Origin of the sequence: Paracoccus sp. P2 (assembly GCF_046335115.1) — a bacterium.
In the GTDB taxonomy this organism is placed as follows: domain Bacteria; phylum Pseudomonadota; class Alphaproteobacteria; order Rhodobacterales; family Rhodobacteraceae; genus Paracoccus; species Paracoccus pantotrophus.
Genome location: NZ_JBGOSN010000004.1, coordinates 124,307 through 150,314 on the forward strand (window position 1 = coordinate 124,307; position 26,008 = coordinate 150,314).

Here is a 26,008-nt window from a genome sequence, read left to right on the forward strand (position 1 = left end):
TGATGCGCCGCACGCATCACCTGACAACCTGCACCCGACTTCCCCAATGCAACCTGCCGGGGAATCCTGATCATCCCAAATTCCCAGTAAAACACTCGGGAGGCTGTGATGATCCCAGACGCATCAATCTGGCGCTCTTCGGCGGACTATGACCATCTGGATGCTTTGACGGCATCCGACGTGGCATGGGAATGGCTGCGCCGCAACGACGCCTATGACGCCGATTTCGAAGCCTCGGTCTCCGCCCGCGGAGATCCAGACCCGCTGACCGAACGCATTCGGCAGCGGTGGGGGTTGCGATTTCCCCGTCGATCCTCTTCTGCCGCCTCCTGAAGCCCCGGTCCTCTGGCTTCCTCACGCAGACACCAGCGTTGTGGTGTTGACGGAGATTCCGTCCCAGCTCGGAGACGGTTCTGGGATTATCCCGCAGATCCGGCGTATGGACCGCGCGGAAGATAACGCCGATGCCGCCTTCCGCTTCGCGCTCGGCAACGGGCAAATCATTCCGATCCTCGACTGCACAGCCGGCGGCGACAGGGTCGCTGGCGCGTTTATCCCGTTTAGCCTCGACGGGTTCGACCGGATCGAGTCCGTCAATCGGCTCCTCTGTGCCCTGCATGATCGCGCGATCCCGCACGATACCCGCCTGACCCGGCAGCAGCGCGCGAGGTTGCGGCGCATGCTGCGGGCCTTCGACGGCCACCGCGCAGGCGCCACCCAGCAGGAAATCGCGCAGGTGATCCTGAACACCGGCGTGCTCGACCGGGACGAATGGCAGGCCTCCTCGGCCCGCCACGCTGTCAAGGCGTTGCTGCGCGAGGCCCGTGGCATGATTGCGGGCGGTTATCGAAAGCTGCTGCGTCATCGCCGCCCACGCTAGCGCAGTTTCCAACCTCGGGCGGTGGGCGATTTCGATACCCCCCAAGTTCGCCCTGCATATCGCCGCGTCTTGTTCGCCACCGTGGTCGTTGCCCGTCGCTGATCCGCAGCGACCGTCCCGAGCATCACGGAGGTCTACCCCATGCCGCACGAACCCGTTCTTTTGCCGCCGCGCTTTCTGCGCACCAAGGATGCTGCCAAGTTTCTGAGCCTTTCGGCCCGGACCCTGGAGAAGCACCGCACCTATGGGACCGGCCCGGCCTATCGCAAACTCGGCGGCCGTGTCGTCTACGCTATCGACGATCTGGAAGCCTGGACCGAACGCGGTGCGGTGACCTCCACCTCCGATCCGCGCGGCGCGGTGCTGCCCGCCAAACGCCACCCGCAGCTATCCGGCCACCAGGCCAGAAGCTGCGCGCGCTGAGCTTCCGCAGATTCCGATGGCAGCGCCACGCAGGTCCCCTTCCGAGCGCGGGCAGCTTGACATCTTCAGGGCGCTGCCCGGCGATTTCGCGCCCAGAGACGCACAGGATCTCATGGCCTATCCCTTCTTTTCCCTCGCCAAATCCCGACGCATCGCGCCGATCGACTTCGCCGCCGGCAATGTCACCATCCGGGTCGAGGCGGTTCCCGATCATGGCATGGCCACGATCTGGGACGCCGACATCCTGATCTGGGCGGCGAGCCAGATTGTCGAGGCCCGCGATTCCGGGCTGCGGACATCGCGGCTGATGGCCGCGACCCCCTATGAAATTCTCCGCTTCATCGGTCGTGGCACCTCGATGCGCGACTACCAGCGCCTGAGGGCGGCGCTTGATCGGCTGCAATCCACCACGGTCAGCACCACGATCCGTCAGCCGGTGGAAGGCCGGCGCCATCGCTTCTCCTGGATCAACGAATGGAAGGAGCGCAGCACGCGCGATGGTCGCCCCGACGGGATCGAGATGATCGTGCCGGACTGGTTCTATCAGGCCGTTCTGGACGATGCCCTCGTGCTGACCATCGACCCGGCATATTTCGAGCTGACCGGGGGCCTGGAACGCTGGCTCTACCGCATCGTGCGCAAGCATGGTGGCCGCCAGAGAACCGGATGGCGGTTCGATTTCCGGCATCTGCATTCGAAATCCGGCAGCCTGTCGCCTTTCAAGCGCTTTTCCTTCGAGCTGCGCGACATCATCCGGCGTCAGCCGCTGCCCGGATACACCCTGTTTCTGGAAGCCGAGATCGGTGGCCGCGTTCTGCTGGCCTTCGAGCCCGCCTCGCCCTGTGGAAAACCTGTGAATGCCGTCGTGCCATCGGGAACCCGGAGAGACGTGCCATCGGGAACCGGGGTCACGTGCTATGGGGAACCGAAACCGGGGTTAACCCACCGTGGTCATTCGCAAAATCGCGCCCTTAACTTAGAGTCTAACAAAGACTCTAACATTGAAGGGCGCGTGGGCGATGTGGAAAAGCTCATCCGCGACACCGCCAGAAGCCTCCGAATTTCTGCAAAGAAGGGCGCATCGAAGCCGGAATCGGCCCGCAAACCGGCAGCCGATCCGGGCAATGAAAAGCAGGTCGACAAGACCGACGCGCCCCATCTGCCCCTCGATCTGCCGGGAGGGGGCCGATGATCATCGCGCTCCTCAACCAGAAGGGTGGTGTCGGCAAGACGACACTGGCGTTGCACCTTGCCGGTGAACTGGCGCGGGATGGAAAGCGCGTCACCCTGATCGACGCCGATCCGCAGGGTTCTGCCCTCGACTGGTCGCAGCAACGCACGCGAGAAGGCCATCCCCGTGCCTTCGGCACCATCGGCCTGGCGCGTGATACGCTGCACCGTGAAGCCCCTGATCTGGCCCGTGACGCAGATCATATCGTCATCGACGGCCCGCCGCGTGTTGCCGGTCTCATGCGCTCCGCGCTGCTCGCCGCCGATCTCGTGCTGATCCCGGTGCAGCCATCGCCATTCGACGGCTGGGCCTCTGCCGAGATGCTCGCCCTCCTGGCGGAGGCCCGCATCTACCGGCCCCAGCTCGTCGCGCGCTTCGTTCTCAACCGCCGCGGGGCGCGCACCGTCATCGCCCGTGAGACGGCCGAGGCGCTGGCGGATCACGATCCCCCTGTGCTCGCCAGCACCATCGGCCAGCGCGTCGTCTTCGCCGACGCCGCGCAGACCGGGCGGTTGGCCCGCGAAATCGACGACCAGTCGCCTGCGGCGCGCGAGATCGCCGCGCTCGCCGCCGAGATTCTTCGACTGGGCATCGGGAGGATCGCACCATGACGATCCTCACCGGAGATTGCCGCGAAGAGATGCCCTGGCATGCGCCTTACGACATGATCCTTGCCGATCCGCCCTATGGCGACACCTCGCTCGCCTGGGATCGGCGTGTCGAGGGCTGGGTCGCGCTGGCGCGCGCCGCCCTTAGACCGACCGGCTCGCTCTGGGTCTTCGGCTCGCTGCGCAGCTTCATGGCGACCGCCGACCGCTTCACCGAGGCTGGCCTACGGCTCGCGCAGGAGATCGTCTGGGAGAAGCAGAACGGCAGCGGATTCCATGCCGACCGCTTCAAGCGGGTGCATGAACTGGCGGTGCAATTCTATCCCGCCGAGGCCGCCTGGCGCGACATCTACAACGATGTCCAGACCACGCCCGACGCCACGGCCCGGACGGTGCGGCGCAAGCAGCGCCCGCCCCATACCGGCCAGATCGACGCTGGCCACTACGTCAGCCATGACGGCGGGCCGCGCCTCATGCGCTCGGTCATCACTCTGCGCAACTGCCACGGTCGCGCCATCCATCCGACCGAGAAACCCTCGGCGCTGCTGGAAATCCTGATCCGTACGAGCTGCCCCGAAGGTGGCCTCGTCGGCGACTGGTTCGCCGGTTCCGGCGCGGCCGGGGAAGCCTGCCGACTGTCCGGCCGGCGCTATATCGGCTGCGAGATCGACCCCGACATGGCCGACCGCGCACGGGCGCGCCTCGCCACCGTGCTGCCGTTCAATGACGGAGGCGCGCCATGACCGGCCGGTCTGACAAGCGCGGCTTCGCGACCCGCCCGGCCGATCCCGAGGGCTGGATCAAGGCCGGTGACGCGCCGCCGGCGCGCGATGGAGTCGCGACAGCTTACTCCGCCCGGCTCACCGTGGACATCACGCCGGAGCTGCGCGGGCGGATCAAGATTGCGGCCTTCAAGCGTGGCGTCACCGTCGCCGAGATGCTGCGCGAACTGCTGGCGCGCGAGTTTCCCGATGCATCGGGAGAGCGCCCATGATCACCATCGACGCGCATCTGGCCGATCTGACCCGTGTGGACCTGACCTGGATCGAAGGCAGGACCGAATACTGGATCCGGTTCGGCCAGGAGGCAGGCTCGCAGATCCTCGACAACAATCGCCGCCATGTCTTCTTCCGTCCTGGCACGATCTTCGCCTTCGTTCGCTGGGCGGCGAATGACTTTGGGACGATCATGTCGCGCCTCCACATCCTGCGCGGGGTGGCACCGGGCGAGCCCTGCCAAACGCTGCCCTGCGTCTGTCCCGGCGGCGAGATTCTCCTGAAGATCGACGGCTGGCCGAAGGTCGAATCCGTCCTTCGCCACATCGACGGGATCGAGGCCGGCGGCATCGATCTGGCCGAGGTCGATCCCGATCACTGGTGGCACGTCGGCCACTGGATGAGCGCAGGTGAAGCGCCGCGACCCTACACCGCTGCGCGCCATCGCGCATGGCTCCGGCGGCGGGAGATCAGCCCATGACCCGCATCCGCTATGTCATCGCAACGGTGGCCGCCGCGCTCGGGATCGCCATCGCAGGATTCGTTCCGACCGCGCCACGGCTGGTCTGGAACGTTTCGGCCAGCGTGCCCATCGGCTTTTACACCGTCGTGCCCACAGAGCGGATCGACCTCTTCGACCTGGTCGCCGTCATGCCGCCCGAACCCTTTGCGTCCTTCATGGCCGAACGCGGCTACGTCGCCCGCGACGTGCCGCTTCTGAAGCGCGTCCTCGGCCTGCCCGGACAGCGGCTATGCCGCGACGGCCAGGTCATCACCGTCGACGGCGTTCTGCATGGCGAAGCGCGCGACCGCGACAGAATCGGCCGCGACCTGCCGGTCTGGCAGGGCTGCCGCATCATCGCCGGGGGCGAGGTCTTCCTGATGAACCCGGATGTCGGCGACAGCCTCGACGGTCGCTACTTCGGCCCGTTTCCCGTCTCGGCGGTGATCGGACGGGCCACCCCGCTCTACACCGATGAAGACGGCGATGGCCGCTTTGTCTGGCGCGCGCCGATGCGGTGACGGCGCGTCCAGAGCGGGGCGGTAGCGCCGTCCCGCACCTTCTCCACCGCATTTGAAAGGAGCCTCCAATGGCACAGATCGGCCAGTTTACCCGCACCGCCTCCGGCTATTCCGGGCAGGTTCGCACCCTCTCGCTCGACGTCGACCTGACCTTCGTTCCGACCGACAACGCTGAATCCGACAAGGCGCCCGCCTATCGTATCCATCTTGGCGATGAGGATGGACCGGAAGTCGGCGCGGGCTGGAAACATACCGGCGAAAGCGCGGGTCCGTATATCTCTGTCATCCTCGACGACCCGGTGTTCCCGCAGCAGATCCGCGCCCGGCTGTTCCAGTCCGATGAGGAAGGCCGCGACTGGAACCTGCGCTGGACCCGCGCGAAGAAGCGCGACGAGCAGGAGTGACCACGGTCATGTCCTGCACCCGCCAGATGATCGGGAGATGCGGCGCGCGCCGCCGCATCCTCCTCTTCTTTCTTTCCGGCCTGCTGACGGCAACCACCGCGATACCCCAGGGTTTGGCGCAGACCGATCCACCGCATTCAGCCACCGTCGTACATCCGCAGGGTGCCCATATCGCCGAGGCAGCGCAGAGGTTCGGCATCCCGGCCGCCTGGATCATCGCGGTGATGCGCGTCGAAAGCGCGGGCGATCTGCGCGCGCTTTCTTCCGCCGGAGCGATGGGGCTGATGCAGGTCATGCCCGAGACCTGGGCGGCACTGCGCATCCGACATGGCCTCGGTGATGACCCCTATGACCCGCGCGACAACATCCTCGCGGGCGCGGCCTATCTGCGCGAGATGTGGGATCGCTACGGCAATGTCGCGGCGATGCTTGCGGCCTATAACGCCGGCCCCGGGCGCTACGACGAATACCTCTCGACCGCACGCCCGCTTCCGGCCGAGACCCGCAGCTATGTCGCGGTACTGACGCCGATCCTGCTCGGTGAAGACCTTCCCGACGGCGGATCGGCTGTCACACCGCCGCGCGACTGGCGCGAGGCCGCGATCTTCGTGGCGCAGCAGATCGGCGCTTCCAATGCCGATCCCGCGTCACCCGACCGAACACCGGACGATGCGCCTTCGCTCGTCCCGGCCGCGCCGGAAGCCCTCACCGCCTTGCAGCCGGAGGGGCTGTTCGTCGCCCGCGATGCTGGAGGGCACCGGCCATGAGCATCGGCACCGCACTTCGCATCCCATCGGGCGCTGGCGTGTCATGGAGGGCGCAGAGGGTCGCGGCTGGCACCACGACCGAAGGATGGCGAGATAAAAAGGCGCACGGTGCGCGACGGTCGGGCGGTTGTTTTTGCAGGGATTTCTGGCGCGTTCCGCACCGTGCGGCGCTGGCGCGCACCGTCCGTTTCGCCGCCATCTCCCTGATTTTCTTCTCTGCTTTGCACTGTGCGGGGCTGACCCATGGCCGATGACAGCGAGTTCCGCATCCGCCCGGGGCGTATCCGCTCGACGCGGGCGCAGCAGGCGCGTCCCTTTATCTCCCAGGCGCTGGCGGCCGCGCAGAAAGCCGGTGGCCGGGTCTCCCGCTCCGGTAAGGTGACCGGCGGCAACCGCTCGCGCTTTGGTCGGGGACAGCGCGCCAGCATTCAGGCCAATCGGATGTTGACCGGGCGGTCACGTAATGTCGTGATCAAGACCCGCGTCGTCCGCCATACCGCGCGCTCTGCACCTCTTGCGGCCCATCTGAACTATCTCGGCCGTGACGGCGTGACCCGTGACGGGGAGAAGGCGCATCTCTTCGGTCCCGAGGGGGATGACATGGATGCCCGCGCGTTCGCGGAACGCTGCAAGGATGACCGGCACCATTTCCGCTTCATCGTCTCGCCGGAGGATGCGGTCGAGATGATCGACCTGCGCGAGCATGCCCGCGAGTTGATGGCGCAGATGGAGAAGGATCTCGGCACGAAACTCGACTGGGTCGCGGTCGATCACTGGAACACCGACAATCCCCATACCCATATCATTCTGCGTGGCCGCACAGATGACGGCCAGGACCTGGTGATCTCGCGGGACTATATAAAAGAGGGGATGCGCGCCCGCGCTCAGGATCTCGTCACGCAGGAACTCGGCCCGCGCACCGACATCGAGATTCACCGCAATCTGGAACGTCAGGTCGAGGCCGAGCACTGGACCCAGCTCGACCGCCAGCTGCTCCGTGATGCCGGCAAGTCCGGTGTCGTCGATCTCGCGCCCCATGCCGACCGACCGCAGGACGAATTCCATACGTTGAAGGTCGGCCGGCTCCGCACCCTCGAAGTCCTCGGCCTCGCCGATCAGGTCGGCCCGGCGCAATGGGTGATCCGGCCCGAGGCCGAGACAGTCCTGCGCGAGCTGGGTGAACGCGGCGATATCATCAAGCGCATGCACCGCGCCCTGACCGAACGCGGGATCGAGCGCGGCTCTGGCAGTTATGTCCTTGCCGGCGAAAGTCTCGATGTGCCTGTCGTCGGTCGTCTGGTCGAGCGCGGCCTCGATGACGAGTTGAAAGGCACTGCCTATGCGGTGGTCGATGGCGTGGACGGGCGCAGCCATCACATCAGGCTCTCGCATCTGGATGCCGCCGGTGACAGCCCGCCGGGTTCCATCGTCGAGCTTCGGGCCTGGGAGGATGCGCAGGGCACGCGCCGCGTGGCGCTCGCCGTTCGTTCCGATCTCGATCTCGGCGCGCAGGTCGGGGCTTCGGGGGCGACCTGGCTCGACCGGCAGGCCATCGCCCGCGATCCGATTGCGCTTTCCGACAGCGGCTTCGGCGCCGAAGTCCGTCAGGCCATGGATGAGCGCGCCGAGGCCCTGATCGGGGAGGGCTTTGCCGAGCGGCAGGGCGGGCGGGTCGTCTTTGCCCGTCGTCTGCTCACCACGCTGCGCCAGCGCGAGGTCGATGCCCTTGGCGAGAAGCTCGCCGCCGAGACCGGGTTGCCGTTCAATCGCGCTGGCAGCGGGGAATATGTCGCTGGTTCCTATCGCCAACGCTTCGCGCTCGCCTCGGGCCGTTTCGCCATGATCGATGACGGCCTCGGCTTCCAACTCGTGCCCTGGTCGCCCTCTCTCGACAAACAGATCGGCCGTCATGTCTCCGGCGTCGCCCGCGATGATGGCGGGGTGGATTGGGAGTTCGGTCGCAAGCGCGGCCTCGGTCTCTGACAGCATCCGGAAAGGAATAACCCATGTCCGCCACAAAGATCCTCTGGGGACAGATCTCCATCGTCTTCCTGATCATCCTCGCGACCACCTGGGGCGCGACGCAATATGTCGCCTGGAGCCTCGGTTACCAGGCCCAGCTCGGCCCGCCCTGGTTCGAGCTCTTCGGAACGCCGATCTATTTTCCGCCGGCGATCTTCTGGTGGTGGTATTTCTATGAAGCCTATGCGCCGACGGTCTTCACCAAGGGCGGCCTCATCGCGGCATCGGGTGGCTTCATCGCCATCGCCGTCGCGATCGGCATGTCGGTCTGGCGGGCGCGGGAAGCAAAGAACGTCGCAACCTATGGCTCGGCCCGATGGGCGGAAAGGCCCGAGATCAAGGCGGCGGGGCTGCTCGATCCCGACGGTGTCGTGCTGGGCCGTTACGATCAGGACTATCTGCGCCATGACGGGCCGGAGCATGTGCTGTGCTTCGCGCCGACCCGATCCGGCAAGGGCGTTGGCCTTGTGGTGCCGTCACTTTTGACCTGGCCCGGCTCCGCCATCGTCCATGACATCAAGGGCGAGAACTGGCAGCTCACCTCGGGCTTTCGGGCGCGCCATGGCCGCGTTTTGCTCTTTGATCCGACCAATCCGAAATCCTCTGCCTACAATCCGCTCCTTGAGGTGCGCCGCGGGGAATGGGAGGTGCGGGACGTCCAGAACATCGCCGATATCCTCGTCGATCCCGAAGGCAGCCTCGACAAGCGCAACCATTGGGAAAAGACCTCGCATTCGCTTCTGGTCGGCGCGATCCTGCATGTCCTCTATGCCGAACCCGACAAGACGCTGGCAGGCGTCGCCAAATTCCTGTCCGACCCAAAACGTCCGGTGGATTCCACGCTCCGGGCGATGATGAAGACCCCGCATCTGGGCGAGGCGGGACCGCATCCGGTCGTTGCCAGCGCCGCGCGCGAGCTGAGGAACAAATCCGAGAACGAAAGATCAGGTGTCCTGTCCACCGCCATGTCGTTCCTTGGCCTTTACCGCGATCCGGTGGTGGCCGAGGTCACGCGTCGCTGCGACTGGCGGATCAGCGATATCGTCAGCGGCGAAGAGCCGACCACCCTGTATCTCGTCGTGCCGCCCTCCGACATCAATCGCACCAAGCCGCTGATGCGTCTGCTGCTCAATCAGGTCGGCCGGCGCCTGACCGAGGATCTGCAGGCCAATGCCGGGCGGCATCGGCTGCTCCTGATGCTCGACGAGTTTCCGGCGCTCGGGCGGCTGGACTTCTTCGAGACCGCACTGGCCTTCATGGCAGGCTATGGCCTGAAGAGCTTCCTGATCGCGCAATCGCTGAACCAGATCGAGAAAGCCTATGGGCCGAACAACTCGATCCTCGACAACTGCCATGTCCGCGTGAGCTTCGCCACCAACGACGAGCGCACCGCCAAGCGGGTGTCCGATGCGCTCGGGACCGCGACCGAGATGAAGGCGATGAAGAACTATGCCGGGCACCGGCTTTCGCCCTGGCTCGGCCATTTGATGGTATCACGGTCGGAAACCGCCCGCCAGTTGCTGACGCCCGGCGAGATCATGCAGCTTCCGCCCAACGAAGAGATCGTCATGGTCGCAGGCATCCCGCCGATCAAGGCGAAGAAGGCGCGGTATTTCGAGGATGCGCGGTTCCGAGAGCGGCTTTTGCCGCCGCCGGCGCTTAAACCGCCGGCACACCCACATCCCGATGACTGGACGAGCTTGCCCATCCCGTCACGGCCGGCAGGGACGGAGGATCCGATGCCGGGGGAGGCCGAGGATGAAGACCCGACAGAATCCGAGCGCAGGCTGCAACCGGAACTCAACCGCGTGAAGCCGGTCGAGAAAAAGAAACCTATCGAGAACGAGTTCGAGGCCGGCCTCGGCGATGACGTGGACGAAGAGGCGGTCCAGACCCGGCGTATGGTTCGCCATGTCCAGAGCATCGCCCGCCAGGTCTCGATGGACCCCAACGATGGGATGGAGCTCTAGCGGCATGGCCATTCATCCGAAGAAGCGGAAGTTCACCGTCTATCTCGACCCGGAGGTTGAGAAGGCTCTGGCGGATTTTGCCGCGCGCCGGGATCGGTCGCAGTCGATGATCGCCGAAGCCGCCATCGCATCCTTTCTCTCGCCCGATGATGCAGAGCGGCGGGAGGCCGTCGTCGCCAAACGCCTCGACCAGATGGATCGCCGTCTCAGCCGCGTCGAACGTGATGTCGGGATTTCGGTCGAGACCATGGCAGTGTTCATCCGCTTCTGGCTTGCGACGACCCCGACATTGCCCGAGCCCGCTGCGAAGGCCGCCCGTGTCAAGGTGAGTGAGCGATATGAGGCGTTCATCACGGCCCTCGGGCGGCGGCTTGCCCAAGGGCCGAAGCTCTCACAGGAGGTGTCGGAGGATATAGATAGACCAGCGCGGGCAGCAGGCTTTGCCAAGTAGTGCGCGTCAGCAAAGAAACATGCTCCAGTTGGAGCAGGACTAAGGCTGCTTGCGACGATTCGGTACGACTGAGGGCGCAAGAAACTGAGCCATCAGCAGGCAAATCACCAGCCTTTCTCTGTTAAACGGTCGAGTCGGAGACGGTGCCGCTTGTCCGTTACAGAGGACAGGCAGAGCTGCGTAGCCAGGATCACGCCGAGCGCACCCGCCCCTGCAAGCAGAAGCATCAGCAGGATCTGGTATCGGGCAGCGTCCAGGGGGTCCATCCCCGCCAGAATCTGGCCTGTCATGATGCCGGGCAGGGTGATGATGCCCGCGCCCGCCATCTGGTTGATGACGGGGATCAGCCCGTTGTGCGTGGCCGACAGGCGGACTTCGCGCAAGGCGAGGCTGCTGTCTGCCCCCAATGACAGACGGGCCTCTATGGCCCGCTTCTCGCGCCGGATGCTGATGAGCATCGTATTCAGCGCCAGGCTGGTGCTGCTCATCACCGTGCCCAGAATGATGCCGACAAGCGGGATCGTGTGTCGCGCATCGAGCCAGGCAGCTTCGCGAAGGGCTGTGGAAAGCGCCAGTACGGTCACGAACATGGTCGCGATCGCGACCGGCAGGCCGCCGAGACCGAAGCGGCGCCAGCCGCGGAAGTGGAGTTTCTGCCGGGAATAGACCTCCCAGGTCGCGGCCAGGATCATGACCGTGGCAAAGAACAGCGTGACCACGGGCGAGGAGAGCGCGAAGATGTAGCGCAACATCAGCCCGACCAGGACCAGTTGCGCGACCATCCGCAATGCAGCGATGGCCATCGCTCCGTGAACCCTGAGCGCAAGGAGCAGCGAAAGACCGGAGGCAAGCACAAGGCTGAGGGCGGCAACCAGCAGGTCGGTGAGGGACAGGTCGATCGGTGTCATGGTGCAACCTCGGTCAGGCCCGTGTCCGACAGCACATAGTGGCGGTCCGCAAGGCGGGCGACCTGTTCGGGATCGTGCGAAACCACCAGAAGGCCCGCGCCATCCTGCTTCGCGCGCGCGAGAACCTTTTCCACCATGAGCGTCGTCGCGGGATCGAGCGCCGAGGTCGGCTCGTCCAGCAACAGGAACCGGGGCCGCAGGATCATGGCCCTGATGAGGGCCAGGCGCTGACGCTCCCCGCTGGAAACCTCTTCCGGCGCGGCGTCCATCAGCTTGTCGGAAAGGCCGAAGTCCGGGAACAGGCGCCGCGCGCTCGCTTCATCCGACATATGGTTGGTGACACGCGAAGCCCACCAGCCGGAATCGGCTGGAACATAGATCACCGTCCGTCTCCAGGCATTCGCGGGGACGACTTCCCGCACCAGGCTGCCGATCCGGGCGGTCCCCGATCCCGGGTCGAGATCGGCAATCAGCCTCAGGAGCCTGCTCTTGCCGCTCCCGGAAGGCCCGGTCAGCACAACACATTCTCCGGGTGCGACGGTCAGACTATAGCGCGGAAACCCTTCCCCTATGGACACGTCCTCGACGATCAGCGGCTCCGCCGCATCCGGCCCGGCAATCACGCAATCCGACTCTTTTTGTTGGGCAAGAGGTAGCATCCGCTTTCTTCTGCTTGTAAGGTAACAAACGCTACATTTGCCGGATTGGAGACGCAAGCGCGCTATGTCGAGCCCGCGACGGACAGAACCGACACGAACACGAGATGTTTTCGCGGAACGCCATGCGCGCTGCCGCGATCGCTTGTCGCCCTCTCTCAAGAGGGTAGCGGAGTTCATCGAGGCCAACCGCATCGAGGTTCTGACCCTCTCGGCCCTCGATCTCGGCAGGGCAATCGGAACCTCGGACGCGACAGTCGTGCGGGCGGTCCAGGCCCTTGGCTTCGACGGGCTCCAGGATCTGCGAACCGAACTCGCGGCCTCCTATAGCGGGCGGAACGCGCCAGCCGACAATCTGACGCGAACCTGGGCCGATGTCGGTGAAAGCGCAGAAGCCGCGATGGACGAGGTGGTAGCCTCGCTCGCTGATGCCTTGGCGGCGCTGCGTGAGGGTCCGCTGCGCGGCGTCATGCTGGAGGCCCTGAAGGTCTTGCATGTTGCAGAGCGGATCGCCGTCTTTGGCGTGGGGCCAACCGCGCATATCGCGGCCTATTTCGCGGCCCGATTGCGGCGAAAAGGTCGTCGGCAGCTTGTTCTGGACCAGATGGGAGCGGCGCTTGCCGACCAGTTGCTCGATCTGGAAGCTGGCGATGCCGTCCTGATGCTGGCTTATGGGAAGTCCTATCGGGAGGCCGAGGCCACGATCTTCGAGGCACGCCGCCAGCAGATCCCGGTCGTTCTGGTCACAGATGCGCCGGACGAAAAAACTGCCAGAGCTGCAACCGTGGTTCTCCCGGTGCCCAGGGGGCGCAGCGGGCGCGTTGCCCTGCATGGCCCCACGGTTGCCTGTCTTGAAATGCTCCTGCTGGGGCTGGCGACGACAGGCCGTGAGACTGCGATCACCGCTCTGGGGGAGCTGGAACGCCTTCGGGAGACAACGCGGACCGCCCGCCGTGCCACGCGGACGGATTTCGATGCGGATGAGGAAGAATGAACGCGCAAGGATCAGATTTTCACCCCTATCTTGCCCTTGATGGGATTTCCCGGCGGTTCGGCAACGTGGCGGCGTTGGAGGATGTTTCGCTATCCGTGGCGCGTGGCGAGGTCATCTGCCTCGCCGGGCAGTCCGGTTGCGGCAAGTCCACCCTTCTGCGTGTCATTGCAGGCATCGAGCGGCCCGACCATGGGCGCGTCCTGCTCGACAGCCGCGAGATGTCCGGGCTTCATGCCTATGTCGAGCCCGAGGAACGCAATATCGGCTTCATGTTCCAAGACTATGCGTTGTTTCCCCACCTGAGCGTGACGGACAACATCCTGTTCGGCCTGAAACGCCTCGATCGCGCCGCAGCCCGGGCGCGGTGCCGGGAAATCATCGAAAGGCTCGGTCTGGAACGCCTGGCGCAGCGGTTTCCGCACATGCTCTCCGGCGGTGAGCAACAGCGTGTGGCCCTGGCCCGCGCCCTTGCGCCGCAACCGCAAATCCTGCTGATGGATGAGCCGTTCTCCAACCTCGACCGCGGGCTGCGCGATGGCATCCGTGCGGATACGATCGCGCTCCTGCGGGAGCTCGGCACCACTGTCATCATGGTGACGCACGATCCCGAGGAAGCCCTTTCCTCTGGCGACCGGGTGGTGCTGATGCGGTCCGGCAGGATCGTTCAGGCCGGAACAGGCAGCGACCTCTACGACCGGCCTGCGAATGCCTATGCCGCCGAATTCTTCTCGACCTTCAACAAGGTCCAGGGCGCGTGCTGGAACGGATTCCTCGAAACGCCGCTCGGCCGGTTCGCGGCGCCGGGCTTCGCCGATGGCCACACCGCGACCGTCTATATCCGGCCCCAGTGCCTCCGTCTGCACTGCAAGGGTGACGGCGTGGACTGCACGGTGGTGGATTGCGCCCTGATGGGCGAGATCGAGCAGATCAGGTTGTCTGTAGCAGCGATTTCCGAGCCCCTGAAAATTCGCTCGACCGAGCGCCAGCGCCTCCGCGCCGGCGACAAGGCGCGTGTGTCCGTGGCCCCCGAGCAAGTATTCGTATTCTGACAGAAAGGCTTAGATTTTCTCGACTCCTGCCGCCTTCCTTGCTGGTGGCCTGCGCAGGCAGCCGGGCAGGCCGACGCCGAAAAATAGTTGCCCGGAATTCTTTACTACTACACTCAACTATGTTGCTCCCTCGCAGACAGGCCGAAAGCCTACCACTTTTGTCATGAACCTGAGGAGCGACACGGCGATGGGACTCACGAAGTTTAACGGAATCATGCTTGGGTCGGCGCTGTCCATCCTCGCGGGCACGCAGGGGGTCCTGGCGCAGGAGCTCAACCTCTATACGACCCGCGAACCGGGGCTGATGCAGCCGCTGATCGACGCCTACACCGCAGCCACCGGCGTCAGCGTCAACACCATCTTCCTCCAGGACGGGGTTGCCGAGCGTGTGATCGCCGAAGGCGACCGCTCCCCAGCCGACGTGCTGATGACGGTGGATGCCGGCGTCCTGGTCGGCCTCGTCGAACAGGGACTGACGCAGAGCATCGAGTCCGAAGTCCTCACCGGCATCATTCCCGACACCCTGCGCGATGACGACGGCCACTGGTTTGCGCTCTCGCTGCGCGCCCGGGCCGTCTATGTAGAGAAGGACCTCGACCTGACGGGGATTACCTACGAGCAGCTTGCCGATCCCGAATGGCAGGGGCGTATCTGCATCCGTTCTGGCCAGCATCCCTACAACGTCGCACTGACCGGCTCCTTCATCGCCCACCACGGCGAGGAAGCCGCCGAAGCCTGGCTGACCGGGGTGAAGGCCAATCTCGCCCGTCCCGCGGGTGGCGGCGACCGGGACGTGGCCCGCGACATCGCGGGCGGCCTGTGCGACATCGGCGTGGCCAACTCCTACTATATCGGCCTGATGCGCAGCGGCGCGGGTGGTCCTGATCAGCAGCAATGGGCTGAAGCGATCAGGATGATCCTGCCGACCTTCGAGAACGGCGGCACCCAGGTCAACATCACCGGCGCCGCGGTCGCCCGCCATGCGCCCAATCGGGATCTGGCGATCCAGTTCCTCGAATATCTCGTCTCCGACGAGGCGCAGGCGATCTATGCGCGGGCGAACTACGAATATCCGGTCAACCCGAACGCTGCGGTCGATCCGCTGATCGCAGAATACGGTGTGCTGACCCCGGACACGATCGACATCGTGGAGGGCGTGAGCTACCGCCGGGCCGCCAGCGAGCTGGCGGAACGGATCGGCTTCGACAACTGACGATGGAGCCCCGGGGCGATGGCCTGCGGGCCATCGCCTCATGTTGCCTCATGAAACATGCCGAAGCGATCTCCATGAATGTCCTGCCGTGGCACCGTTCCGGGGCGGGATGGCGCTTGGCGGCGGTGCTGATCGCCGTGCTCGTCTGCCTTCCGATCCTGTCGCTCGTCCTGATCGCCTTTCAGGGCAGCGCCGGCCTCTGGCCCCATATGCTGGCCCATGTGCTGCCCGCCGCGCTGAAGAACACGATCGTCCTGCTCCTGGGCGTCGGCGTGCTGGTGACGCTGATCGGCACCACGACGGCCTGGATGGTGAGCGCCTACGACTTTCCGGGGCGACGCATCCTCGAATGGGCGCTTCTGCTGCCGCTCGCCGTGCCGACCTATATCATCGCCTATGCCTATCTCGACATCCTCCATCCGGTCGGCGCGGTGCAGGGCGCTCTGCGCGACCTGCTGGGCTATTCCAGTCCGCGGGAGTTCCGCCTGCCCGACATTCGCTCGATGTGGGGCTGCATCCTGTTGCTCGGGCTCGTGCTCTACCCCTACGTCTATCTCACCACGCGGGCGATGTTCCTGACCCAGGCCGCAAACCTCGTAGAGGTGTCCCGAACGCTTGGCACTCGCCGCGGCGGCGTCTTTCGTCAGGTGGCCTTTCCGCTCGCAAGGCCGGCCATTGCTGTCGGGGTCGCGCTCGCGCTGATGGAGACGGTGAACGACATCGGCGCCTCGCAGTTCCTCGGCGTCAGGACGCTCACCGCCTCGGTCTATTCGACTTGGGTCAACCGCTCCGACATGGCGGGCGCAGCCCAGATTTCGCTGGCCATGCTGGTGATCGTGGTCATGCTGATCCTGTTCGAGCGCCATGCGCGCCGCAACCAGCGCTATGCGACCGCGGCGCAGAAGCCGCGCGTGATGTCGCCCATCCGCCTGTCGGGATGGCGGGCGGCGGGCGCCTTCGGCCTGTGCTTTCTGCCTGTCGCGCTCGGCTTTGTCGGACCGGCCATCTATCTGGTCCGCGAAGCCTGGAAGCGGATCAGCTTCGCCGGCATCTCGCCGCGCATCTGGGCCGAGATCGTCAATACCGTCACGGTCTCGGTGATCGCCACCTTCCTTGTGCTTCTGTGCGGTCTGACGCTCGCCTATGCCGCCCGGGCCTGGCCCGGCCGCGCCATGGCGCTGGCCGCCCGGGCCTCGACGCTCGGCTATGCCGTGCCGGGGACGGTGCTGGCGATCGGTCTTCTTATCCCAGTCGGCCTGTTCGACCGTTTCTGGGCCGGTAGTGTCGAACGGCTGACCGGGGCGGCTCCGGGCCTGCTGCTGCTCGGCTCGGGTGCGGCGCTGGTGCTGGCCTATGCCGCGCGTTTCATGGCGATTTCCACCGGCGGAATCGAGGCAGGCTTCAGTCGTATCTCGCCTTCGTTGGACCATGCCGCCCGGATGCTCGGCCAGAATTCCTCCGGAGTGTTCCGCAACATCCATCTGCCGCTTTCCAAGACGGCGATGGCCTCTGCGGGTCTGCTGATCTTCGTGGATTGCATGAAGGAGCTGCCGGCGACGCTGTTGCTGCGGCCGCTGAACTTCGAGACGCTGGCGACCCATCTCTACGGGGAAGCCGCCCGTGGCACCTATGAGGAAGCCGCGATCGCCGCTCTGCTGATCGTCCTGATCGGCATCCTGCCGGTTGCCCTCCTGTCGCGGTTGGGGCGCGTGGAAACGTGATCGACCATCTGAGCAAGCCTGAAGAACGGAGCCAGTCTGCGGCAGGGAGCCAGGACGATGAAGCTGACACGAGAATGCGAAATTGCGATCGGCATCCTGATCTGCTGCGCACGCCGGCCTACTGAGACCGTGAATGTTCGCGATGCGGCCACGTTCGTAAACGCGACTGTTCATCATGCCCATCGGGTAACGGTCCAACTTGTCAGAACGGGCTATCTCGAAAGCGTGCGCGGAAAGGGGGGAGGCATCCGCCCGATCGGGGCCGCAGATCAGATCTCAGTCGGGGGGATCATCAGGCATATGCAGCCTCAGTTGTCGCCCCGGAAGACCAGGTTCGAGAATCTGGGATTGGAGGTTCTGCTGGGCGAAGCGATGGATGCTGCCTTCTACGCGCTTGATGGCTTCACCATCGCCGATCTCGCCGGCACAGGGTCTGGAAACCGCTTCGCGTGCCTGACCTGTGCCGCGAGGGGAATTCTCCGCCCTTTCCACCGATCCAAGACACGGCGGGTGAAAATATGCAAAGCCGAGGTCGCTCTCTGGGGTTAGCCACGCCCTGCCAAATAGTGGATGCACGGACCGTCGTGGTAACGAGAGGCCTCCACACGCGCTTCAATGGAAAAGACCGCTTTCAAAAGGTCCTCGGTCAAAACCTCTTCCGGGCGCCCGGTCGCGACGATCTTGCCCTGCTTCATGATAAGCAGACTATGACAGAACATGGCAGCGTGATTAAGATCATGAAGCGCAATAATGCTCGTGATTGGAAGATCGGAGACGAGGCTTAGCAAGCCAATCTGATGCTGTATATCAAGGTGGTTTGTCGGTTCGTCCAGAATAAGTTCCTTGGGGCTCTGGGCAAGCGCCCTTGCTATATGCGCGCGCTGTTTCTCACCGCCCGAAAGGCTCTGCCAATTGTCATTTCGCTTTTCGGTCATTCCTGTCCGCACGAGTGCGACTTCGACCGCTTCTTCATCAGTCGAAGTCCACCCCGAGAACATGGACCGATGCGGGAACCGGCCGAGTTTGACCACATCAATGACCTTGAGATTGGCATTGGTCGTCGCATGTTGTTCGACAAAGGCGACACGCTGCGCAAGCGCGCCTCGTGACGTGGCCCTTATATCGCTTTGGTCGAGCATGACCCGGCCTGAATCGGGGCGTTTCAATCCCGCGAGGAGGCGCAGGAGCGAAGTTTTGCCGCAGCCATTCGGACCTAGCAGGCCCAGCATCTTGCCTGGCTCCGCTTCCAGCGAGACGCCATTCAATACGGTTTTCTTGCCAACTTTCCAGACAAGATTCTCGGCCTTGATACTCATGATGGGCGCTGGAACCGATAGAGGATGACAGAGAAGAAAGGCACACCGACTAGGGCTGTCACGACGCCAATCGGCAGGACTTGCTGAGGGATGAGTGCGCGGGAGGCGATGTCCGCCAGCACCATGAAGATGGCACCTGCAACAGCACAGGTAGGTAGCAGACGAATGTGCAATGGCCCAACAAGCGCACGAGCGGCGTGAGGCACAACGAGCCCGACGAAACCGATCGACCCGACCATGCTGACGATCGTTGCCGTCATCATCGCCGTCAGCGCAAAAAGTATGATGCGCGCCCTGCCGACATTCACCCCTAGCGCCGACGCCGCTTCATCGCCGAAAGCGAAGGCATCCAGGACACGCGCGTAGAACAGGCAAGCGGCAAGCCCGACGACCACGATGACGGACACCAGCGCAAATTCAGGCCAGCGCACGCCGCCAAAACTGCCCAGCAACCAGAACATCACGTCGCGCGCCTGCTGGGCGTTGCCGGCGGTGGTGACGATATAGGAGGTCGCGGCGTTGAAAAGCTGCGAGGCGGCGACACCGGCAAGAATGGTGCGGTCAGCGCCCCCTCGCGTCCCGTTGGAAAGAACCGCGACGAAGAAAAAGGCGGCGAAGGCGCCCGCGAAGGCGCCCACGGAAAGCGACACCACGCCAGCCCCGACACCCAGAATGACGATCGCCACCGCCCCGGTCGATGCGCCTGCCGAGATTCCGAGGACATAAGGTTCAGCCAGGGGATTGCGCAGAAGCGACTGCATGATCGCCCCGGATATAGCGAGGCCGGCGCCGCAACACACCGCAACCAGTGCCCTGCTGAGGCGGTAGTCCCAAATGACCGCTTCATGGATGCGGTTCAACTCGGCTGTCGTCCAGCCAAAGTTGTTCGTGATCGCAGACCCACCTTGGCACACAGTTGCCGTCGGGGGGCGGTCACACCATCAGAGCCTCGGTAGATCGCCGATACCGACGCTCAAGCCTACGACCAAGGCTATCGCTGCTAGCGAAACGAGCGCAAGGACCGAAAACGTGCCGATCTGCCGAACGACAGGATGCCTCGTCATCACTTCAACTGGCCAAGCGCTCTTAATTGCTCGGCAATCTGCTCGGCCCCGTAGATGGTGTGGATGGAGGGGTTCATGGCTTGTCCGTCCATGACCACGATTGCCTTGTTCTGGACGGCAGACAACTGGCTGGTCGCGGGATCGGTCATAAGGAACTCGATTTTGGCCTCGGGCTTGTCGAGCTCCCAACGGTTACGGTCTAGGCTTGCGACGACGATCACGTCCGGATTGGCCGCTATGATGCTCTCCCAGCCAAGCGTCGGCCATTCGGCTTCTGAAGTGATTGCGTTCTCGCCACCGAGGAGGTCGGCAATGAACCCGGATGCGCTGTTCTTGCCGCCGAGATAGGCATCGCTCGACGGCGACTGGCTGGAGAACCAGAAAACGTAGGAGAGCTTCCTGCCATCATTCGACACCACGGAGCGTAACTTTGCCTCACGCTCCTTGAAATCGGCGATGAGGGCCTGGCCACGGTCGGCAACATCAAAGATTTGCGAAAGCTCTTCGATCTCCTTGTAAAGGAGTTCCATGTTCCACAAGTCATCGCGGCTGCCGGTGATGACGTCCTTGCTATTTTCGCCGCTGAGGCAGGTGTTGGGAGACAGATAGGTCGGAACGCCAACTTTGTTGAAATCCTCGCGCTTCGCGACCTTGCTGTTCGGACCGAGGAGCAGAGGCAAAGCGGATGCCACGAAATCCGGCTCTTCGGCAAGGATCGTCTCGAAGGTCGGGATTTCGATCGTCAGGAGCTTGACCTTGGCATTGGCCTCCTCAAGCTCCGGAAGTACCTTCGTCGGCCAGAAGGCGCTTGCCGCGACCCGGTCCTCAAGGCCCAGGAGGAGCAGGATTTCCGCCGTATTTTGACCGAGGGCCACGGCCTGCTGCGGAGCCTTCTCGAACGTGACATCGACTCCGCAGTTGCTGATGGTGAGCGGATATTTCGTCGGTTCAGCGTGGCCTGCTGTGGAAGAAATCACAGAAAGAATGAAGCCGCAAACTGCGGCTGATACGACTGATGCACGCATGAATAGTTGTCCCTGATCTCGGCCGATGCCTTAGCAAGTTACTTATCTTTGAGCACCGGAAAGAACAATACTGTTTCTGTCAGGAAATCTGCCGCAGTCGCTGCGCAGGCTGTTACGCGGGCCGCCTTAAGCCCACCGTCCTTGAATGCTGGCCAGTTGTTGACCGACTACTCGTTTCGACCCGATCGCATGATCAACCAAGCGGCACCCAACAGATCGGGAATTCCGACCAAACCGCGCGCGAGGTTGGAATACTTCGAGCGACCGCTTTTTCTTGGCCTGTGGGTGACGGCAACCGTCTGAACCTGCCAGCCTTCGCGGAGCATCATCGCCGGCATGAAACGATGGATATGATCGAAGAACGGCAGGTCGAGATAGGCCTCGCGCCGGAACGCCTTCAGCCCGCAGCCGGAGTCGCGCACACCGTCCTTCAGCAGTGCCGACCGGATGCGATTGGCAAAGCGGGAAGCCAGCCGCTTCGCGAGGCTGTCTTGTCGGGCTTCCCGCTGGCCCTGCACGAGGCCCAGACCGCCGGTCCGATCCGCCTCCAGGACCGCCAGCAGTCGCGGAATCTGGTCGGGTGGGTTCTGCCCGTCGCCGTCGAGGGTCACGATCAGGGGCGCACGGGCATGACGCACCCCGGTGCGGATCGCGGTGGATTGTCCCCGCGACTTGGGATGGTGCAGGCGACGCAGCCAGGGATGGCTGGCCTCCAGGGCCAGAAGTATCCGGTCGGTGCCATCCTGCGATCCATCATCGACCACGATCACCTCGAAGGTTGTTCCTACAAGCACGGCTGCGATCTCATCGACCAGTGGGCCGATGGCGGCAGCCTCGTCCCGCACAGGGACAACCACCGAAACAGAAGGTATATCCACGTTCATTCATCGCTCCTGAGGGGATTTGGGGCATCCGCGACACGCCAGAGGCCAAGATCGCGACCGCGAAACGATATGGTTTCCTGCGGTGTCCAGGAGGGTTCCACCGTTCCTCTCCTGCCGAGGACCAGGCCATCAGGATGATCGGCGATCCAGCGCGCCAGTTCCTCATTGTCCGCCGGAGTCGCCACGGGCTGGGTGAGGCGTGCGGCGAAGTTGAACTCGGCGTGATAGGTCGCCCCGACATAGGCGAGACCGTCCGGCCGCTCGCGGCTGATCGCCGCCGCGGTGGGGTGGGTGCTGTAGATCGTCGCGATGTCGGACACGCCGATCAGGATGTTCGTCGCCATAAGCCCGCCGAGAGAAAGCAGCATGGCCCCGGGCAAGTGCGGCTTCAGCACCACCAACCAGCAGAGCGCGATGATCAGCAGCGCCCAGGCCAGCAGTGCGCTTCGCGGTGTGAACAACGGCGCCAGATCGCCCAAGGGCAAGGCGCCAATACCTGCTAGCGCCGCGATGGCGGCCAGCGCACCGAGCGCGAGAACGGCCGGCATGAAGTTCAACTGCGCCGCGGGCTGCGACCTGGCCGAGAGGAGTTCGAACAGCGGCGAGTCCCGCAGCAGCCGGGCGGCGATCAGGGCAAGGGCCGGCAGTTCGGGCACCAGATAGTGGACTTGCTTGCCACTGGTCAGGCTGAACAGCAAGACCGCCCCGCCGCCCCAGATCAGGCAGAGGCACAGGCCCGCATCAGTGCGCCACCGGGCTTTTCCTGCCGCGCGCCAGAGCGTCGGGGTCCAGGCCAGAGGGAAGGCCATCAGCGGCAGGATTGCCAGAAAGAACCACCAGGGTCGGGCGTGAGCGAAAGATTCGGTCAACCGTCCCGCGCTTTGATGCCAGAGGATCGCAGCACGATACTCCTCGCCGCCGGTGATGGCGGCGGGAACAAGCCAGAGCGCGACGAGCGCGAGGCCGACGGCAAGGCCGAAACCGAGCCGAAGCGGCAGGCCCCGCCATGGCAAGCGATCCGCCGACCAGAGCGGCAGCAGCAGCGCCGCCGGCAGAAGGTGGAACAGGATGACCGGACCCTTGGTCAGGACGCCGAGGGCAAGCGCGGCTCCGAACCCTACCCAAGGTCTAAAGCCGAACCGTCCAGCTTCGGCGTGTCCGGCAGCGGCGTGGAGGCAGATCAGCCCGGCGAGAACCGCGACTGCGAGAGGGGCGTCGAACATCGTCAGACTGCCCGCCACCACGAAGATCGACAACCCGGCCAGCGCCAGCGCCGCGCGACCGCCGACATCCCGGTCGTCCGGCCAGAGCCTGCGGGCGAGGACTGCGGTCAGCCAGATCACTGCCCCGCAGAACAGCGGGCCGACCATACGCGCGGCGAACTCGCTGACCCCCGTAACCAACCAGACCAGATTGATCGCCCAGAACAGCAGCGGCGGCTTGTCGCTGTAGGGCGCGAAGTTCTTGCTCGGCACCAGCCAGTCGCCCGACAGGTGCATCTCCCAGGCGACGGCGAGATAGCGCGTCTCGTCGATCGGGGTGAGCGGACGCAGCAGGATGCCCAGAGCTGCGGTCAGCAAAAAGCAGATGACCGCGAAGGCGACGGGATTGCGCCGGATCATGCTGAGCGTTCCTGCCGGCGCTGGCGGCCGATCAGGACCAGATTGCGCGTGTAGATTACCAGGCCGCTTGCCTGTCCGATCGCGAACACCGGGTCCTGGCGCCACAGGGCATAGGCCAGCAGCGTGACCCCGCCCGCGAGACTGAACCACCAGAAGGCCAGAGGAACGACGCTCCGGCCGGACCGCTCGCTGGCGATCCACTGGACGAGGAAGCGCGAGGTGAAAAGAAGCTGGCCTGCAAAGCCTATGGTCAGCCAGATGGCGTCTACGTTGGTCATATGTCGGTCCGATCCTGCGCCATCCGACCGGATCGAGGGGGACGGAGGCTTCTGCCGGGGCAGATGGGTCCCGAAGATTACGGTTCTCTTACGATGCGACGGGAATTGAGCCTCAGATCAACGAAACCTGAAGATCTGTTCCAAGACGCAGCAAGGGCGCGTCAGCCACCTACGGGGCAAGGAGGATTTCACGTTCATAGCGGCACCGGTACCAGTCCACGAAGGCACGAACCCCAACGTCCAGATCCGTCTTGGGGATGCTCCCCACCAGGCGGGTCAACAGGCCGGAATCGGCCCAGGTTGCTGGAACATCGCCCTGCTGCATGGGAAGCAGGTTCCTTTTGGCCGTCCGGCAGGTCGCGCGTTCTATGGTGGCGATGAAGTCGTTCAGCCCGACCGGCGAGGACATTCCGATATTCACCACCCGCCACGGCGCAACCGGCGAGAGGCTGTCGCCTCCGGGAACGACACCATCCTCAGGGCGCACCGGAACGGTATCCATCAGCCGGAACAGAGCTTCGACCAGATCGTCTATATACGTGAAATCGCGCCGCAACTCCCCGCCGTTGTAGAGGTCGATCGGCTCGCCCCGCAGGATGGCACGGGTAAATTTGAACAGCGCCATGTCGGGGCGTCCCCAAGGGCCATAGACCGTGAAAAAGCGGAACATGGTCACGGGCAGCCGATAGAGATGTGCATAGGAATGGGCCATCGCCTCGGTCGCCCGCTTCGTCGCGGCATAGAAGGAGATCGGATGGTCCGTCGGGTGGGCCTCGGCATAGGGCATGACGGTGTTGGCCCCATAGACCGACGAGGTGGATGCCAGAAGCATATGCGCAGGCGGAAAGCTGCGCGCTGCCTCCAGAAGCTCGAAAGTGCCGGCGATATTGCTTTCCAGGTAGGCGCGGGGGCTTTCGGTGGAAAGCCGCACACCGGCCTGCGCGGCAAGATGGACGACGATCTCGGGCCGGTGGTCATCGAAAAGGCGATGCAGAAGCCCGGGGGCCATGATGTCGCCGTTGATGACCGAAAAGCCCGGCTCGGCCTCCAGTATGGCCTGCCGAGACCGCTTCAGGCCGACATCGTAGTAATCCGACAGATTGTCCACGCCGACGACCCGGAACCCCCGCGCCAGCAGGCGGCGGGTGACATGAAATCCGATGAAGCCGGAACAGCCGGTGACAACAGCCCTGCGCATCAGCCGGCCCCGAACAGGTCGCGGGTAAACACCTTGCCGCGCACGTCGTCCAGCGCGGGGCTGTGCCGGTTGGCCAGGATCAGGTCGCAATCCGCCTTGAAACTGGCAAGGTCGGGCTGAACCTGCGAGCCGAAGAAGCGGGCCTCGCGCAGTTCGGGCTCATAGACGATGACCTCGATACCCTTGGCCTTGATGCGCTTCATGATCCCCTGCACGGCGCTGTGACGGAAATTGTCCGAATCGGCCTTGGCCACCAGCCGGTAGATACCCACCTTGCCGGGATTGGCGGCGATGATGCGTTCGGCCAGGAAATCCTTGCGGGTGCGGTTGGTCTCGACGATGGCGGCGATCAGGTTCTGCGGCACCTGCCCGTAGTTCGCCAGCAACTGCTTGCTGTCCTTGGGCAGGCAATACCCCCCATAGCCGAAGCTGGGGTTATTGTAGTGCGTGCCGATGCGGGGATCGAGACAGACGCCCTCGATGATCTGCCGGCTGTCGAGCCCGCGCGCCAGCGCATAGCTGTCCAACTCGTTGAAGAAGGCCACGCGCATGGCGAGGTAGGTGTTCGAGAAGAGCTTGATCGCCTCCGCCTCGGTGGGATCGGTCAGCAGCACTTCGACATCGTTGCGCAGCGCGCCTTCCAGCAGCAGCCCGGCGATGCGGCGGCCCCGGTCCGAACGCTCACCGACGACGATGCGCGAGGGATGGAGGCTGTCGCGCAGCGCCATTCCCTCCCGCAGAAACTCGGGGGCAAAGACGATCTGGTGGCCGCCCAACGCGGCTGCCTGCGCTGCGGTGAAGCCGACCGGGACCGTCGAGCGGACGACGATCACAGCCGCTGGATTCACCGCCGCCACCTGCGCGATCACCGCGCGGACGCTGGCGGTGTCGAAGGAATGAGTCAGCGGATCGTAATCGGTGGGCGTCGCAACGATGACGACATCTGCACCCCGATAGGCCGCATCGCCATCCAGCGTTGCCAGTAACTGAAGGTCGGAATGCGCCAGCCGGTCGGACAGATCGTTGTCCTTGAACGGACTTTTTCGCGCATTGACCTGCGCTACCCGCTCGGGCGAAAGATCGACGCCCGTCACGTCATGCTTCTGCGCCAGAAGGACCGCATTCGCCAGCCCTACATAGCCGAGTCCCGCCACCGCGATCCTCATGGTTTCTCACCGTCGTGATTCTCGACTGCCGCATGACGGCGTAGCGAAATCGGGGGTCTGCTTGCAAAGCCGATAGCCAGCCAGAGGGTATGTGCGTTACTCATGTTCCAATCCTGCGCCGTCCGACCGGAGCGAAATGG

At 64.3% G+C, this 26,008-nt stretch carries 29 protein-coding genes; 19 read left to right on the forward strand and 10 right to left on the reverse strand.

What is annotated here, in order from left to right:
- The first annotated feature begins 108 nt into the window (after positions 1-108).
- From ACDP63_RS04100 to ACDP63_RS04165, 14 genes are all read left to right on the forward strand, one after another.
- Positions 109-333, forward strand: coding sequence for a transcriptional regulator domain-containing protein (locus tag ACDP63_RS04100; RefSeq protein ID WP_409927755.1), 225 nt, complete (start codon positions 109-111; stop codon positions 331-333).
- A 106-nt stretch (positions 334-439) separates the two neighbouring features.
- Entirely contained in the window at positions 440-880 is a 441-nt protein-coding gene (locus ACDP63_RS04105) for a DUF2285 domain-containing protein (protein WP_409927756.1), read from the forward strand.
- 141 nt (positions 881-1,021) lie between these two features.
- Positions 1,022-1,303, forward strand: coding sequence for a helix-turn-helix transcriptional regulator (locus ACDP63_RS04110; RefSeq protein ID WP_409927757.1), 282 nt, complete (start codon positions 1,022-1,024; stop codon positions 1,301-1,303).
- 16 nt (positions 1,304-1,319) lie between these two features.
- Complete coding sequence (locus ACDP63_RS04115; RefSeq protein WP_409927758.1) at positions 1,320-2,495, forward strand: replication initiator protein A; 1,176 nt, start codon at positions 1,320-1,322, stop codon at positions 2,493-2,495.
- On the forward strand, positions 2,492-3,145 hold the full coding sequence (gene parA, locus ACDP63_RS04120; protein ID WP_409927759.1) for a ParA family partition ATPase: 654 nt from the start codon (positions 2,492-2,494) through the stop codon (positions 3,143-3,145). Before ACDP63_RS04115 ends, parA begins: the two co-directional genes overlap by 4 nt.
- Positions 3,142-3,885 carry a DNA-methyltransferase gene (locus ACDP63_RS04125; RefSeq protein WP_409927760.1) on the forward strand — a complete coding sequence of 248 codons (744 nt, stop codon included), beginning with the start codon at positions 3,142-3,144 and terminating at the stop codon, positions 3,883-3,885. The genes parA and ACDP63_RS04125 overlap by 4 nt, the downstream gene beginning before the upstream one ends.
- Complete coding sequence (locus ACDP63_RS04130) at positions 3,882-4,136, forward strand: hypothetical protein (protein WP_409927761.1); 255 nt, start codon at positions 3,882-3,884, stop codon at positions 4,134-4,136. The genes ACDP63_RS04125 and ACDP63_RS04130 overlap by 4 nt, the downstream gene beginning before the upstream one ends.
- A complete protein-coding gene (locus ACDP63_RS04135; protein WP_409927762.1) occupies positions 4,133-4,618 on the forward strand; it encodes a DUF2840 domain-containing protein in 486 nt (161 codons plus the stop codon). Before ACDP63_RS04130 ends, ACDP63_RS04135 begins: the two co-directional genes overlap by 4 nt.
- Entirely contained in the window at positions 4,615-5,160 is a 546-nt protein-coding gene (locus tag ACDP63_RS04140; protein ID WP_409927763.1) for a S26 family signal peptidase, read from the forward strand. Before ACDP63_RS04135 ends, ACDP63_RS04140 begins: the two co-directional genes overlap by 4 nt.
- 68 nt (positions 5,161-5,228) lie before the next feature.
- Positions 5,229-5,564, forward strand: coding sequence for a DUF736 domain-containing protein (locus ACDP63_RS04145; RefSeq protein ID WP_409927764.1), 336 nt, complete (start codon positions 5,229-5,231; stop codon positions 5,562-5,564).
- 8 nt (positions 5,565-5,572) lie between these two features.
- On the forward strand, positions 5,573-6,331 hold the full coding sequence (locus ACDP63_RS04150; protein WP_409927839.1) for a lytic transglycosylase domain-containing protein: 759 nt from the start codon (positions 5,573-5,575) through the stop codon (positions 6,329-6,331).
- Between the two features lie 243 nt (positions 6,332-6,574).
- Complete coding sequence (locus ACDP63_RS04155) at positions 6,575-8,314, forward strand: relaxase/mobilization nuclease domain-containing protein (RefSeq protein ID WP_409927765.1); 1,740 nt, start codon at positions 6,575-6,577, stop codon at positions 8,312-8,314.
- A gap of 23 nt (positions 8,315-8,337) precedes the next feature.
- Positions 8,338-10,323: a conjugal transfer protein TraG gene (locus tag ACDP63_RS04160; protein ID WP_409927766.1), complete on the forward strand. Its 1,986-nt coding sequence runs from the start codon at positions 8,338-8,340 to the stop codon at positions 10,321-10,323.
- 4 nt (positions 10,324-10,327) lie between these two features.
- A complete protein-coding gene (locus tag ACDP63_RS04165; RefSeq protein WP_409927767.1) occupies positions 10,328-10,774 on the forward strand; it encodes a CopG family transcriptional regulator in 447 nt (148 codons plus the stop codon).
- A gap of 104 nt (positions 10,775-10,878) precedes the next feature.
- On the opposite strand, the gene ACDP63_RS04170 is transcribed toward ACDP63_RS04165, so the two are convergent.
- Complete coding sequence (locus ACDP63_RS04170; protein WP_409927768.1) at positions 10,879-11,682, reverse strand: ABC transporter permease; 804 nt, start codon at positions 11,680-11,682, stop codon at positions 10,879-10,881.
- On the reverse strand, positions 11,679-12,341 hold the full coding sequence (locus ACDP63_RS04175) for an ATP-binding cassette domain-containing protein (protein WP_409927769.1): 663 nt from the start codon (positions 12,339-12,341) through the stop codon (positions 11,679-11,681). Before ACDP63_RS04175 ends, ACDP63_RS04170 begins: the two co-directional genes overlap by 4 nt.
- A gap of 142 nt (positions 12,342-12,483) precedes the next feature.
- Here ACDP63_RS04175 and ACDP63_RS04180 point away from each other — a divergent pair, with 142 nt between their 5' ends.
- From ACDP63_RS04180 to ACDP63_RS04200, 5 genes are all read left to right on the forward strand, one after another.
- Positions 12,484-13,332 (forward strand): MurR/RpiR family transcriptional regulator, encoded by an 849-nt coding sequence (locus tag ACDP63_RS04180; protein ID WP_409927770.1) that lies wholly within the window; start codon positions 12,484-12,486, stop codon positions 13,330-13,332.
- Complete coding sequence (locus ACDP63_RS04185; protein ID WP_409927771.1) at positions 13,329-14,381, forward strand: ABC transporter ATP-binding protein; 1,053 nt, start codon at positions 13,329-13,331, stop codon at positions 14,379-14,381. Before ACDP63_RS04180 ends, ACDP63_RS04185 begins: the two co-directional genes overlap by 4 nt.
- 187 nt (positions 14,382-14,568) lie before the next feature.
- Positions 14,569-15,594, forward strand: a complete 1,026-nt coding sequence (locus ACDP63_RS04190; protein WP_409927772.1) for an extracellular solute-binding protein — start codon at positions 14,569-14,571, stop codon at positions 15,592-15,594.
- A gap of 50 nt (positions 15,595-15,644) precedes the next feature.
- Positions 15,645-17,315 (forward strand): ABC transporter permease, encoded by a 1,671-nt coding sequence (locus tag ACDP63_RS04195; protein WP_409927773.1) that lies wholly within the window; start codon positions 15,645-15,647, stop codon positions 17,313-17,315.
- Between the two features lie 57 nt (positions 17,316-17,372).
- Complete coding sequence (locus ACDP63_RS04200; RefSeq protein ID WP_409927774.1) at positions 17,373-17,864, forward strand: RrF2 family transcriptional regulator; 492 nt, start codon at positions 17,373-17,375, stop codon at positions 17,862-17,864.
- Here ACDP63_RS04200 and ACDP63_RS04205 read toward each other — a convergent pair.
- The 8 genes from ACDP63_RS04205 to ACDP63_RS04240 form a co-directional block, all read right to left on the reverse strand.
- Entirely contained in the window at positions 17,861-18,631 is a 771-nt protein-coding gene (locus ACDP63_RS04205) for an ABC transporter ATP-binding protein (protein WP_409927775.1), read from the reverse strand. The genes ACDP63_RS04200 and ACDP63_RS04205 overlap by 4 nt on opposite strands.
- Positions 18,628-19,545 (reverse strand): FecCD family ABC transporter permease, encoded by a 918-nt coding sequence (locus ACDP63_RS04210; RefSeq protein WP_409927776.1) that lies wholly within the window; start codon positions 19,543-19,545, stop codon positions 18,628-18,630. The genes ACDP63_RS04205 and ACDP63_RS04210 overlap by 4 nt, the downstream gene beginning before the upstream one ends.
- Before the next feature lie 149 nt (positions 19,546-19,694).
- Positions 19,695-20,720 (reverse strand): ABC transporter substrate-binding protein, encoded by a 1,026-nt coding sequence (locus ACDP63_RS04215; protein WP_409927777.1) that lies wholly within the window; start codon positions 20,718-20,720, stop codon positions 19,695-19,697.
- A gap of 167 nt (positions 20,721-20,887) precedes the next feature.
- A complete protein-coding gene (locus tag ACDP63_RS04220) occupies positions 20,888-21,604 on the reverse strand; it encodes a glycosyltransferase family 2 protein (RefSeq protein WP_409927778.1) in 717 nt (238 codons plus the stop codon).
- Entirely contained in the window at positions 21,601-23,226 is a 1,626-nt protein-coding gene (locus ACDP63_RS04225) for an ArnT family glycosyltransferase (RefSeq protein ID WP_409927779.1), read from the reverse strand. The genes ACDP63_RS04220 and ACDP63_RS04225 overlap by 4 nt, the downstream gene beginning before the upstream one ends.
- Positions 23,223-23,504 carry a lipid-A-disaccharide synthase N-terminal domain-containing protein gene (locus tag ACDP63_RS04230; RefSeq protein WP_409927780.1) on the reverse strand — a complete coding sequence of 94 codons (282 nt, stop codon included), beginning with the start codon at positions 23,502-23,504 and terminating at the stop codon, positions 23,223-23,225. Before ACDP63_RS04230 ends, ACDP63_RS04225 begins: the two co-directional genes overlap by 4 nt.
- A gap of 169 nt (positions 23,505-23,673) precedes the next feature.
- Complete coding sequence (locus ACDP63_RS04235) at positions 23,674-24,702, reverse strand: NAD-dependent epimerase/dehydratase family protein (protein ID WP_409927781.1); 1,029 nt, start codon at positions 24,700-24,702, stop codon at positions 23,674-23,676.
- Positions 24,702-25,868, reverse strand: coding sequence for a nucleotide sugar dehydrogenase (locus tag ACDP63_RS04240; protein ID WP_409927782.1), 1,167 nt, complete (start codon positions 25,866-25,868; stop codon positions 24,702-24,704). The genes ACDP63_RS04235 and ACDP63_RS04240 overlap by 1 nt, the downstream gene beginning before the upstream one ends.
- Between the last annotated feature and the right edge of the window lie 140 nt (positions 25,869-26,008).